At 63.2% G+C, this 11990-nt stretch carries 11 protein-coding genes; 4 read left to right on the top strand and 7 right to left on the bottom strand.

The genetic code is table 11. The features are described from left to right. Positions 1–25 precede the first annotated feature (25 nt). A complete protein-coding gene (gene gltX / locus HCN58_RS27405; RefSeq protein ID WP_171582462.1) occupies positions 26–1450 on the bottom strand; it encodes a glutamate--tRNA ligase in 1425 nt (474 codons plus the stop codon). A gap of 139 nt (positions 1451–1589) precedes the next feature. Between gltX and HCN58_RS27400 the strand changes: the two genes are divergently transcribed. Next, positions 1590–3272 carry a glutamine--tRNA ligase/YqeY domain fusion protein gene (locus HCN58_RS27400; protein WP_171582461.1) on the top strand — a complete coding sequence of 561 codons (1683 nt, stop codon included), beginning with the start codon at positions 1590–1592 and terminating at the stop codon, positions 3270–3272. A gap of 201 nt (positions 3273–3473) precedes the next feature. Then, positions 3474–3866 carry a nuclear transport factor 2 family protein gene (locus HCN58_RS27395; RefSeq protein ID WP_171582460.1) on the top strand — a complete coding sequence of 131 codons (393 nt, stop codon included), beginning with the start codon at positions 3474–3476 and terminating at the stop codon, positions 3864–3866. 10 nt (positions 3867–3876) lie between these two features. Here HCN58_RS27395 and HCN58_RS27390 read toward each other — a convergent pair whose 3' ends face one another. From HCN58_RS27390 to HCN58_RS27375, 4 genes are all read right to left on the bottom strand, one after another. Next, the gene (locus HCN58_RS27390; RefSeq protein ID WP_171582459.1) at positions 3877–5064 is read right to left on the bottom strand and encodes a 6-phosphofructokinase; all 1188 of its coding nucleotides are present in this window, start codon (positions 5062–5064) and stop codon (positions 3877–3879) included. A gap of 112 nt (positions 5065–5176) precedes the next feature. Continuing rightward, on the bottom strand, positions 5177–6322 hold the full coding sequence (locus HCN58_RS27385) for a fructose-1,6-bisphosphatase (protein ID WP_171582458.1): 1146 nt from the start codon (positions 6320–6322) through the stop codon (positions 5177–5179). 240 nt (positions 6323–6562) lie between these two features. Continuing rightward, positions 6563–7993 carry a type I glutamate--ammonia ligase gene (gene glnA, locus HCN58_RS27380; RefSeq protein WP_171582457.1) on the bottom strand — a complete coding sequence of 477 codons (1431 nt, stop codon included), beginning with the start codon at positions 7991–7993 and terminating at the stop codon, positions 6563–6565. Between the two features lie 113 nt (positions 7994–8106). After that, positions 8107–8289 (bottom strand): hypothetical protein, encoded by a 183-nt coding sequence (locus HCN58_RS27375; RefSeq protein WP_065729174.1) that lies wholly within the window; start codon positions 8287–8289, stop codon positions 8107–8109. 262 nt (positions 8290–8551) lie between these two features. Between HCN58_RS27375 and HCN58_RS27370 the strand changes: the two genes are divergently transcribed. Further along, complete coding sequence (locus tag HCN58_RS27370) at positions 8552–8908, top strand: SPW repeat protein (RefSeq protein ID WP_171582456.1); 357 nt, start codon at positions 8552–8554, stop codon at positions 8906–8908. Positions 8909–9010: 102 nt separating this feature from the next. Here the strand turns inward: HCN58_RS27370 and HCN58_RS27365 are convergent, their stop codons facing one another. Continuing rightward, positions 9011–9307, bottom strand: coding sequence for a hypothetical protein (locus tag HCN58_RS27365; protein WP_235983923.1), 297 nt, complete (start codon positions 9305–9307; stop codon positions 9011–9013). 73 nt (positions 9308–9380) lie between these two features. Here HCN58_RS27365 and HCN58_RS27360 point away from each other — a divergent pair, with 73 nt between their 5' ends. Further along, a complete protein-coding gene (locus HCN58_RS27360) occupies positions 9381–11672 on the top strand; it encodes a ComEC/Rec2 family competence protein (RefSeq protein WP_171582455.1) in 2292 nt (763 codons plus the stop codon). A gap of 7 nt (positions 11673–11679) precedes the next feature. On the opposite strand, the gene HCN58_RS27355 is transcribed toward HCN58_RS27360, so the two are convergent. Further along, a complete protein-coding gene (locus HCN58_RS27355) occupies positions 11680–11907 on the bottom strand; it encodes a hypothetical protein (protein WP_171582454.1) in 228 nt (75 codons plus the stop codon). Positions 11908–11990: the final 83 nt, after the last annotated feature.

Raw genomic sequence — 11990 nt, 5'->3', positions numbered from 1 at the left:
CCGGAAACCCGCACAACGTAGGGGCTTAGCCTTGGGCCTGATCGGCAAGGCGGGCCAGGCATTCCTCCCGCCCCAGGACCGCCAAAACATCGAAAATGCCGGGCGACGTCGTGCGTCCAGTCAGTGCCACCCGGAGTGGCTGGGCGACGGCGCCGAGCTTGAGGTTGTTCTGCTCCGCGAAATTCCGCATGGCGGATTCCGTGGTATCTGCGCGCCAGTCGGTGACGGCCTCCAGCGCGGTCCGGAGTTTTCCGATCAGGGTGCGGGTCTCCGGCGTCAGCAGGGCGGCCGCCTTCGGCTCGATCTGGAGCGGGCGGTCGGCAAAGATGAAATAGGCGCCCGAGATCAGCTCGATCAGCGTCTTGGCGCGCTCCTTCAGGCTCGGCATCGCCCGCAGCAATTGCGCGCGGGTGGTGTCGTTTAGTTTTGCCTTTAGCTCGGCGCCGTCGGGGACATAGTCCAGGACGCTCTCGAACTGGCCCACCAGCGCGCCGTCATCTGCCTGGCGGATGTAATGGCCATTAAGATTTTCCAGCTTGGCGAAATCGAACCGCGCCGCGGAGCGGCCGATCGCCGGCAGGTCGAACGCCTCGATCATTTCCTGCGTCGAGAAAATCTCCTGATCGCCATGGCTCCAGCCGAGCCGGACCAGGTAATTGCGCAGCGCCGCCGGCAGATATCCCAAGGCGCGGTAGGCATCGACGCCGAGCGCGCCGTGGCGTTTTGACAGCTTCGAGCCGTCCGGCCCGTGGATCAGCGGGATGTGCGACATGTTGGGGATGTCCCACCCGAGCGCGTCGTAGATCTGCTTCTGGCGCGCGGCGTTGATCAGATGGTCGTCGCCGCGAATGACATGGGTCACGCCCATGTCGTGGTCGTCGACCACGACAGCCAGCATGTAGGTCGGGTTGCCGTCGCCGCGCAGCAGCACGAGATCGTCAAGGTTCTCGTTCTGCCAGACCACGCGGCCCTGCACTTGGTCCTCGATCACGGTCTCGCCGGTCTGCGGGGCCTTGAGGCGGATGGTCGGCTTCATGCCGGCGGGCGCCTCGGCCGTATCGCGGTCCCGCCACATCCCATCATAGAGACGGGTGCGGCCCTCCGCGCGCGCTTTCTCGCGCATCGCAGCCAGTTCCTCCGCGGTGGCATAGCAGAGGTATGCCTTGCCACTGGCGAGCAATTGCTCGGCCACTTCGCGATGACGGGCGGCGCGGCTAAACTGATAGATGACGTCGCCGTCCCAATCGAGCTCGAGCCATTTCAGCCCGTCGAGGATGGCAGCAATGGCGGCTTCAGTCGAACGCTCGCGGTCAGTGTCCTCGATCCGCAGCAGCATCTTGCCGCCGCGCTTCTTGGCATAGAGCCAGTTGAACAGCGCCGTCCGGGCGCCTCCGATATGGAGGAAGCCGGTGGGCGAGGGGGCGAAGCGTGTGACGACGGAATGAGTCATTACCAGGCGCATGAGCGGTGAATGGCGGTGGTGTATAGCAGGAACGGTGCATAACTAAAGCCTTAGCCGCTGGCAAAGTGGCTTGGCTCACAGCGGCGAATTTGGCAGAAGGTTCGCCAATCCCTAACAGGAACTCAGGATGACCACAGAACCGGTAACGGCAGAGGCGGGGAGCGATTTCATCCGCGACATCGTCCAGGCCGATCTCTCTTCCAAAAGGCACAGCCGGATCGTGACCCGATTTCCGCCGGAGCCGAACGGCTACCTGCATATCGGCCATGCCAAGTCGATTGCCCTTAATTTCGGCATCGCGCAGGAATTCGCCGGCAAGTGCCACCTGCGCTTTGACGACACCAACCCGACCAAGGAAGAGCAGGAATATATCGATTCCATCCAGGCCGACGTGCACTGGCTCGGCTATGACTGGGGAACCGACCTCTATTACGCCTCGGACTATTTCGATCGCCTGTATGACTGGGCGGAGGGCCTGATCAAGGCGGGCGATGCCTATGTCGACGACCAGTCGCAGGAGGAAATCCGCATCAACCGCGGCACGCTGACGGAACCCGGCAAGAACTCGCCGTTTCGTGGCCGCACGGTGGAGGAAAACCTCGATCTCTTCCGGCGCATGAAGACGGGTGAATTCCCGAACGGCAGCCGCGTGCTGCGGGCCAAGATCGACATGACCGCGGGCAACATCAACCTGCGCGATCCCGTGCTCTACCGCATCCTGCATGCCGAGCATCCGCGCACCGGCACCAAATGGTCGATCTATCCGAGCTACGACTACGCCCATGGCCAGTCGGATGCGATCGAAGGCATCACGCATTCGATCTGCACGCTGGAATTCGAGGACCATCGGCCGCTCTATGACTGGCTGCTGGAAAAACTGCCGGTACCATCAAAGCCGCGGCAGTACGAATTCGCCCGCCTCAACCTGACTTACACCCTGCTGTCGAAGCGCGTGCTGACGCAGCTCGTGCGCGACGGTCACGTCTCTGGCTGGGACGATCCACGGATGCCCACCATTGCAGGCCTAAAGCGGCGCGGCGTGCCGCCGGCCGCCGTGCGCGAGTTCGTCAAGCGCATCGGCGTGGCAAAAGCCAACAGCGTGGTCGATGTCGGCATGCTGGAATTCTGCATCCGCGAGCACCTCAACAAATCAGCGCAGCGCCGGATGGCAGTGCTGCGGCCCTTGAAAGTCGTGATCGAGAATTATCCGGAAGGCCAGGTCGAGGAGCTCGAGGCCGTCAACCATCCGGACGATCCTTCGTTGGGAACGCGCAAGATCTCGTTCGGCCGCGAGCTCTATATCGAGCGCGACGATTTCATGGAGAACCCGCCGAAAAAGTTCTTCCGCCTGTCGCCGGGCCACGAGGTGCGGCTGCGTTACGCTTATTTCGTCAAATGCACCGGCGTGATCAAGAATAGTGCCGGCGAAGTGGTCGAGCTTCGCTGCACCTACGATCCAGCGACCAAGGGCGGCAATGCGCCTGACGGCCGCAAAGTCAAGGCCACCATGCACTGGCTGTCGGCCAAGGATTCGGTGCCGGCGGAAATTCGCATCTACAATCAGCTGTTCTCGAACCCCAGCCCGAGCGCGGCGAATTTCGCTGCCGACCTCAATCCGGAATCGCTGGAAGTGCTGCCTGACGCACGGATCGAGCCGTCGGTGGCATCAAATAATTCGGGCGAGGTGATGCAGTTCGAACGGCAGGGCTATTTCGTGCGCGACAAGGACTCTGCGCCCGGCAAGCCGGTGTTCAACCGCACCATCGGCCTGCGCGACACCTTTGCCAAGGAAGTCGGCGGGAAGGGGTGAAGCCGTAGTTCTCGTCGGCAAACGTTGCACGCGTGGACCAGTCGTGCCCATTTGCGATCTGTCAGACCTCGTCCTGAGGAGCGCGGAACGCGCGTCTCGAAGGATGAATGGCACCGGCGGGGCTGCATGGTTCGAGATGCGCGAAAACGCGCTCCTCACCATCAGGGTTAACGATTTCTGCGATTTTGAATTGGATCATCGATGCAGAGCGCCACCGACGATATCGTCTCCGGCATCATGGAAAGATGGGCGGCAGCGTTTGGCAAACTGGACGCTGAGGCGCTAGCATCGCTCTATTCACGCAACGCGTTCTTCTTCGGCTCGAATCCCAACTTCTACCGCGGCAATGACGGCGTGCAGACCTATTTCGAGGGCCTGCCGCGCTGGCAATCGCCATCCGTTCAATTCACCGATGTCAGGACGGCGCAGGCCGCGGCCGACCTGATCAATGTCGCGGGCACCGCGACCTTTGCCGTCGAGCAGGACGCCGAGCCGCTGGTGGTGAAAATCACCTGGGTGATCGTTCGCGAACACGGCGAATGGAAGATCGTCAGCCATCACGTCTCGTCGAAGACGCCGCTGATCCAGCAGTAGGCCCGCCACCCTATGACGCGAGGTTGAGAAAGATCGGCAGCCCGCGCTTGTTGGCGTAGATCGGACGGTAGCGCTCCGTGTTGTACGTGCTGGCGACGTCCAGCTTGCGCGGCCCGAGCTTGGCGTCGGGGATGGGGACCAGTTCATAGCGCCCCTCCACCAGCGCCGACATGAGGCCGGTCTTTCCTTCCAGGATGGCATCGTAGGCCATGTTGCCGAAGGTCAGGGCCACGAGCTTGTCCATGAAGTCCGGATCGCCCGATCGCAGATCGTAGGTGAGGTCGGAGGTGATCGTCTCCTCGCCGACGCGCCGCTTGATTTCATCTGCCAGCGATTCCGCCACGCTCGCCTTCTTGCGGTGACCGTAGGCATCAGGCTCGCCGTATTCCTGCACCTTGTAGCCCTCCCACGCGGCACCCTCGCTGAGCACGACCAGCGCGTAGTTGCTCGGGTTGGTCCGCTTGTCCTCGAGGAGCAAGTGGATCAGCTTGTCGAGATTGACCCTGTACTCCGGTATGACGCACCGTATCGAGGTTGCGTATGCGCTGAAGAGCGCCGTAAATCCGGCATCGCGGCCAAAGACGCGGAAAATGCCGATTCGCTCGTGCGAGCCGACCGTGGTGCGTTGCCGCTGGATGGCGTCGCTGGCGCGGGTGATCGCGGTCGAGAAGCCGATGCAGTACTCGGTATTTCGGACGTCGTTGTCCATCGTCTTCGGGATGGCGATGATCCTGACGCCGAGCTCATTGAGCCTCGCCGCGTAACTGAGCGTGTCGTCGCCGCCGATGGCAATCAGATGTTCGATGCCGAGCCCCGAGAGGTTCGCCAGCACCTGGCCTGTGAGGTCCCACGTCCTGGTTGCGATGCCATTGTTGGTGCTCGGGGAGACTGGAAAGTCCTTCCCGACGAGATGATCGGGCAGCTTTTTCATCTTGGACGGATTGGTACGGCTCGAGTGCAGCACGGTGCCGCCGCGCCGGTCGATGATGCGTGTGTTCGCACGGTTCAGCGGGATGATGTAATGGGCTTTGCTGGCAGGGGCCTCGAGGTTCAGGTGCGTGAGAGCCTCCCAGCCACGACGCAGGCCGACGACCTCAATGTCGTCCTCACTGCCGCGATATGTCACGCTCTTGATGACGGCGTTGAGACCGGGGACGTCGCCGCCGCCCGTGAGAATGCCGATGCGTTTTCTTGCCATACCGACCTCCCAAGATTGGCATGTCGCACTAGCACCTGCGTGGGTCATGGTTTGTGAATAGCGGCACAGACTGGGGTGACCCGTCTCCAGGCAGACTGACCGTGACGCCGTATTACTCGGCCGCTTCCGGCTTGCGCTCCTCGCGCAACTGGAAGCGCTTCAACAGCGCGGACACGGTGTCGCGGAAGCCGCCATACTCCAACTCGGAATAGGGCAGCATCGCTGCACCAGACCAGCCTTGGCTGCGCATCTCGATAGCTTTGCTCTGGGCGCGGCGACGGACCTCGTCCCACGCCGGGTTGTCGAAGAAATCGGTATAGGACTCCGAGAAGCGGCCGTCCTTGTCGATCGAAAAGCCGGCGCAGGAAACGATCGGCAGGCAGTACATACCGGTCACCGGTGTGTTGATCGGCACGGGCATCAGCGGCATCACGTGCGAGCCGCGTGCATCGCCGCCCACGAAGTGCGCCTTGGCGAACGGCGAGATGATCTCTTCCGGCGCCGGGAAAATCCCCTGGTTCCTGACGATCGCGACCGGATCGTCCTTGCCGGTGTACTTGCCTGCGATCGCGTGAAGACGCTGCGCCGAAACGGCGACGGCGACCTCGCCATGGGTCCGCGAAATGATGCGATCTATGCCAAAGCGCTCGTTGTCCCGGAGCAGCGCGGCGATGTGGTAGCCCTCCGCGGGCGCGTCGAGTTCGATCACGCTGTCGCCGTCCGTGTTGTCCATGTCGATGACATGGAAACGGAATCCCTTGATCATCGGGGGCAGCATCAGGCCGGCGCAATACATGGGATCGGCAAAGGCGAGGTAGAGCGGCAGGTTGTAGGCGCCGGGGCCGCATTTGTCGGCGGCGAATACCATGAACGATTCGGCAGGTCTCGTGCCCGAGAGGCTGTGGTCGAAGCTGAGCTCGGCGACTCCCGGTCCGGCGCCGCGGACGTTTCCGGACGGTGCGTCGACGAGAAGATCCTGGCCCGCGCCATAAAGCCCGGAGGTTTTCGCTACCGAAGTGGCCGCGAGGAATGCCTTCCAAGCAAGTTGATGCACTTCGGAGCTCCCTTCGCCCCGTGTGTGCGTCATGATGATCGCAATATCGTCGCCGGTGTGGCAGACGAAACCGTCGATCAGCAGACCATCGCAGATCGCCTTCGCGACCTCGCCCTCGACAGCCGCCATCATGCGTGTAGATGGCTTCGTATGCCCGCCGATGGAGCCAATGTCAGCTTTGATGACGGACAGAGTGAGTCTCATGAGCGTCCTCCCCGCGCAACGCAACGCCTCGGCCTCGGCGCTCGCTGCGCCGGGGCAACGGCGCTGCTCATCGGCGAAAAGAACGTGTCATGTTGCGATAGGTTCCACCCGCAGTCACGGCGCCTCGGCTCCGCCGCCGAGCTGAGCGGGTACCAATGGGCGGCACGAGTCCATTTTTTGGCGCCTTTCCTGCCCCACTGAAGCCGAAATCCGCCCCATGCCTGCGGATAAGTTCGCGCCCTAGATGTCGTAATACAAATGGAACTCATATGGATGAGGGCGCAGCCGGATTGGATCGACCTCTTTCTTCCGCTTGTAGTCGAGCCAGGTCTCGATCACGTCACCGGTGAACACATCGTCACGGAGCAGGAAGGCGTGATCGCGCTCGAGCGCGTCAAGCGCCTGATCCAGCGACCCTGGTGTCGACCTCACGTTCTTCGCTTCGGCCGGCGGCAGGTCATATAGGTTCTTGTCGATCGGGCTGCCCGGATCGATCCGGCTGGTGATGCCGTCGAGACCGGCCATCAGCATCGCGGCAAAGGCCAGATAGGGATTGCAGGAGGGATCCGGCGAGCGAAATTCAACCCGCTTTGCCCGCGGGTTCGGCGAATACATCGGAATCCGGCAGCAGGCTGAGCGATTGCGCTGGGAATAGACCAGATTGATCGGAGCCTCATAGCCGGGCACCAGACGCCGATAGGAGTTCGTGGTGGGGGCGCAAAGCGCGCACAACGCCCAGGCGTGGGTCAACAGGCCGCCGATGTAGTAGCGGCCGAGCTGGCTCAATTCAGCGTAGTCGCCCTTGTCGTAAAACAGATTGGTCTCGCCCTTCCACAGGGACTGGTGAACGTGCATCCCCGAGGCGTTGTCCTCGAACAGCGGCTTCGGCATGAACGTCGCGGTCATGCCGTGCTCGCGGGCGGTGTTCTTCACCACGTATTTGTAGATCATCAGATTGTCCGCCATGCGGGTGAGCGTAGTGAAGCGCATGTCGATCTCGTTCTGGCCGCCGGTCGCGACTTCATGGTGATGGGCTTCGATCTGGATGCCCAGCTGTTCCATCGTCAGCACCATTTCGGTGCGGAGAGCCTGCATGCTATCGGTCGGGGGAACGGGAAAATATCCTTCCTTGGGGCGCGGCTTGTGGGCCAGATTCGGCTCTTCCTCCTTGCCGGTATTCCAACTGCCTTCGCTGGAATCGATTTCATGGAAAGCGTAATTGATGCCCTGTCCGTAGCGCACGTCGTTGAACACGAAGAACTCCGCCTCCGGGCCGAAGTAACTCGTATCGGCGAGGCCGGTGCCCCTCAAGTTGGTTTCGGCCTTCTGGGCGATGTAACGGGCGTCACGGCTATAGGGTTGACCGGTCACAGGGTCCCTGATGTTGCAGATCAGGACCAGGGTCGACGTAGGGGAATACGGGTCAAGGAACGCCGTGGCCGGGTCCGGCACGACCAGCATGTCGCTTTCCTGGATTTCCTGAAAGCCGCGGATGGATGAGCCGTCGAATCCAATGCCTTCGCTGAGAGCATCGATAGTCGCTGCACTCGGCGGGACGGAAAAATGCTGCCACACCCCGGGCAAGTCGGTGAAGCGCAGATCGATCATCTGCACCTTCTCGTCTTTGATCGCCTTCACGAGATCTTCGGCTGTCGCACACTTCGGAAACATGGCTTCACTCCTGGAATGGAGGGCCGCATCTTGGACGTCATGCGCCCTTCAGCCGCGGCGAAGCGGCCTGCGACGGGTCCTGGCGCACGTTCTGCGTTACCGTGCTAGCAACCTCAGCTTTGGTGGGGCCCGCGCATCATCTTCATCGCGTCCTCGATATGGCGCCAGGTTCTGGCCAGTTCGACCTCGCCTTTTGCCTCGAGTTCGATGGCGTTCTGGGCGGCTTCCGCAATGGCCTTGGCGCCATGTGCTTCCAGCAACTGCCGCGCATAGTCGTGGATTTCGGTTTCTCGCATGGCGTCATGCTCCTCTCGTTCTGAGCGCGACCGTGAATTCCAGTCGAGCTGAGAGCCGTAGACGTTGACACCTGATCCTGCGCTTACAGTGTGCATCCTGCTGCGGCGCACTTGCAAGAGCGCTTTTAAGAGCGCGTCCTGCCGGTGAGCTGCCGGGATTGGATGGTGGCTCCGGGGGAAGAGCAGCGGCAACACACGCAGGCCGGACGGCTGCGCTTTGAGTGCCGCACCACCATATCCATGGAAGAGGGAGGTGAGCATCATGCGCATTCAACACTGGCAGGACGTTGTCAGCCTGATGGTGGGTGCGTGGCTGGTCGTTTCGCCGTTCGTCCTCGGCATGGCCGGGGCAGCCGTCGCGCTAACTATCGCACTCGGGTTCGGCATCATCCTGTTTGCCGTCGAGGCATTTGTCGTTCCTTCTTACTTGGAGGAATGGGGAGAGATGCTTCTGGGTCTGGCGCTCGTGGTAGCACCGTGGACGGTCGGTTATGAGGTGGGCGCAGCTACGGTGAACAGCGTATTGTCGGGCCTATTGGTGATCCTGTTTGCTGCCTGGGAACTGATGACGGATCGTGATTTCAGCACCTGGTGGCACGACCGCTGGGGCGCCGGCTGAGGACGAGAGAGTTAGCCGCCCGTCGGGGGTAGCGGTCGGCCGCGATGGGCGTTGGCTTGAGCGTGACGACCTTTCGCGTCCACGGCGTCCTCCAGGATCGGCCTAGCAGCCCCGGCAAATGCTGCGCAGGGATTTGGCGAGCTGAGCATCCTCCTGGGCCATCGGCTCATACGGCTTTTGCTGTGCCTGCCGGGCCTCATTAGCCTGTTGCCGGGCAGCCCGCGCAACATCCTGGCGCTGATAGCACGCCTCGCGCTCTGCTCTCGCTTCGATGAAGCGGCATTGTTCAGCCGCTGCGGCAGCGGATGCTGACGTCGCCAAAGCAAATAAGAGGCAGGCCGCAAGTCTCATGACGTGATTGTAGCGCGGGCCATCGTGCATTTCTTCAGGTTTCTGCATTCGTTCCGCTAGCGGCCTCAATACAGCGTCCGGTAGTCTTGTGCCATCCACGAGAGCGTAAGGTGTAGGCTCAGTGACGGAGCAGGGCGACACGTCGGGTCGAAAGCGGGGCTATGCCGGGACTTGGCCGCCGGGCGCTGCGGCGCCGGTCGGCGGCATTCTGCCATCACGTCCCGCGTTTTGGCCGCCGCTGATCGAGACCCTGCGCGCATGGGCGCGCGCGGAAGCTGGTGCCGGCCGCTTGCTGCCGTGGGTGCCGGTGGCGTTCGGCACCGGCATTGCCTTTTACTTCGCTGCCGATCATGAGCCGGTGCTGTCGGCGGCTGCCATTGTGGCGATCGCGCTGTGCGCGGTGGCGGTTCTGTTGCGGCGGCAAAAGTTCTTTCCCGCCGCGGTGATGATCGCAGCCGTTGCGGCAGGCTTTGCGATAGCGACGTGGAAGACGGCGCGGATCGCGCATGGCGTGTTGGCGCGGCCGATGTTCTCGGTATCGCTGACCGGCTTTGTCGAGACCCGCGACATTCGCGAGCGCACCGACCGTTTTGTCCTTCGCGTGGCCACCATGGAAAGCGCGCGCGGAACGACGAAGCTGGAGCGCGTACGGCTCTCGGTAAAGAAGGGCACGGCGCCGCCGGTCGGCAGCTTCGTCGAGTTGAAGGCGCGGCTGTTGCCGCCGCTTTCGCCGGTGCGGCCGGGCAGCTACGATTTCAGCCGCGACATGTTTTTCGCCGGCATCGGCGCCTCCGGCTTCGTGATGGGCGCGATCAAGACCACCGAGCCGCCGGAAGGCGGCGGGCTCCGCCTGCGCTATTCGGCCGTGATGCAGGGCCTGCGCGACACGATCGATGCGCGGATCAGGACAACGCTGGAGGGCGATAAGCGCGCCATTGCCACCGCGCTATTGACCGGTCGGCGCGATGCGATCTCGCCGCCGGTCAACGACGCGATGTTCATCTCCGGCTTGGGGCACGTGCTGTCGATCTCCGGCTATCACATGGCTGTTGTCGCCGGCGTCGTGTTCTTCGCGGTGCGGGCACTACTGGCGCTGTTTCCCGTGTTCACGGTCGGCCAGCCCATCAAGAAGTGGTCGGCGGCGGCAGCCCTCGTTGCCGCCGCGTTCTATCTGTTGCTGTCCGGCGCCGAGGTCGCGACGCAAAGATCGTTCTTCATGACGGCCGTGGTGCTGATCGCCGTCATGGTCGATCGCCGCGCGATTACGTTTCGCACGCTCGCGGTCGCCGCCCTGATCGTGCTGACGGTCGCGCCGGAAGCGCTGGTGCATCCGAGTTTTCAGATGTCGTTTGCCGCCACGCTGGGTCTCGTCGCGCTGGTGCAGATCGGCATGCCCCGTCTGTTCGCGACCGCAGATCACACCGCGACCGCGCGTGCCGCGCTGTGGGGCGGCCGCGAGCTGACGATGCTGTTGCTGGCCTCATTGGTCGCGGGGCTCGCGACCACGCCTTACGCGGCCTTTCACTTCCACCGGGTCACGCCTTACGGCGTGCTGGCCAATCTCGCGGCGATGCCGGTTGTTTCGGCGATCGTGATGCCGGCGGGCCTCCTCGGCCTCGTCGCCATGCCGTTCGGCTTCGACCGCCTGTTCTGGGCGATCATGGGCGTCGGCATCGACTGGATGATCGCTGTCACGCAATGGGTCGCGGCTTTGCCCGGCGCGGTCGGGCGGGTGCCGGCATTCGGCATCGGACCGCTGATCGCGGCGAGCCTTGGCATCATCCTGCTCGGCCTGCTGCGCACGCCGCTGCGCTGGTCGGGCGCGGCGCTGGTGCTATCAGCGGCGCTGTGGGCGGCGCGGGTGCCGCAGCCTGACATCCTGATTTCCGCCGACGGGCGCAATGTCGGGGTCCGCGGCCAGGATGGCCGGCTGCATCTGATGCACGCGGCCAAGAGGTCTCGGGACGTTTTCCTGCTGAAGGAGTGGCTGGCGGCGGATGCGGACGCGCGCACCGCGGCTGACGCGTCGCTCACGTCAGGAGTTTCTTGCGACGAACTTGGCTGCGTGATGCAATCCGCCGGCGGCTTGATCGCGCAGGCGTTCAGGCCCGAGGCGTTTTCGGACGATTGCGAGCGCGCAGCGCTGATTGTGACGCTGCGGCAGGCGCCCGCGGCCTGCGTGGCTTCGATCGTCGATGCTGAACGGCTGCGGCGGCAGGGCGCGATGGCGTTGCGCCGTAGCCGCGAGGGATTTATCGTCGAAGCGGCGAAGCCGAGGGGGATCGACCGCCCGTGGTCGCCGGCCACGGGTGACGAGAGCGAGACCGACGCCCCCGTGCTTGCGCCGCGCGTCGTGCCACCGCGCGCCGTCGATGCCACGCCGGCAGAGGTAGATCTTCAGGCGGAGGAGTAGGCGACCCTCAGTGTTCGTCGACTGTGGGTTTGGCTGGTATTTCGAATGCACCGAGGTGGAATTCCTCGGGCGCGTCGGGTGCCGACGGCAGAGCGACCAGCGTGAACGATGCGTTGGGGAATTGCTGCCAGATTGCGAGATCTTCCGCCGTGATGGTGAGCCAGCCGTACCTGAACATGTACCGTCCGGGCTCAGTGACGCGTCCGGCTTTTTGCCACGTAACCTTGTTGACCACCGGCTGCCCCCTGCGGTGCCGAGTTCTGAAAGCCGAGTTCTGAAAAATGCACCACGACGATCCGCCGGCCTGGACCGGCGGAT

Origin of the sequence: Bradyrhizobium australiense, assembly GCF_013114825.1 — a bacterium.
GTDB lineage: Bacteria > Pseudomonadota > Alphaproteobacteria > Rhizobiales > Xanthobacteraceae > Bradyrhizobium > Bradyrhizobium australiense.
This window is presented reverse-complemented; position numbering and strand designations above follow the sequence as displayed.

What these genes read in the sequence shown, in the direction of transcription:
- HCN58_RS27395 (WP_171582460.1), top strand. Translation starts at nt 3,474, where the DNA reads ATGCAGAGCGCCACCGACGATATCGTCTCCGGCATCATGGAAAGATGG.
- HCN58_RS27370 (WP_171582456.1), top strand. Translation starts at nt 8,552, where the DNA reads ATGCGCATTCAACACTGGCAGGACGTTGTCAGCCTGATGGTGGGTGCG.
- HCN58_RS27390 (WP_171582459.1), bottom strand. Translation starts at nt 5,064, where the DNA reads ATGGCAAGAAAACGCATCGGCATTCTCACGGGCGGCGGCGACGTCCCC.
- glnA (WP_171582457.1), bottom strand. Translation starts at nt 7,993, where the DNA reads ATGTTTCCGAAGTGTGCGACAGCCGAAGATCTCGTGAAGGCGATCAAA.
- HCN58_RS27385 (WP_171582458.1), bottom strand. Translation starts at nt 6,322, where the DNA reads ATGAGACTCACTCTGTCCGTCATCAAAGCTGACATTGGCTCCATCGGC.
- gltX (WP_171582462.1), bottom strand. Translation starts at nt 1,450, where the DNA reads ATGACTCATTCCGTCGTCACACGCTTCGCCCCCTCGCCCACCGGCTTC.
- HCN58_RS27400 (WP_171582461.1), top strand. Translation starts at nt 1,590, where the DNA reads ATGACCACAGAACCGGTAACGGCAGAGGCGGGGAGCGATTTCATCCGC.
- HCN58_RS27365 (WP_235983923.1), bottom strand. Translation starts at nt 9,307, where the DNA reads ATGCAGAAACCTGAAGAAATGCACGATGGCCCGCGCTACAATCACGTC.
- HCN58_RS27375 (WP_065729174.1), bottom strand. Translation starts at nt 8,289, where the DNA reads ATGCGAGAAACCGAAATCCACGACTATGCGCGGCAGTTGCTGGAAGCA.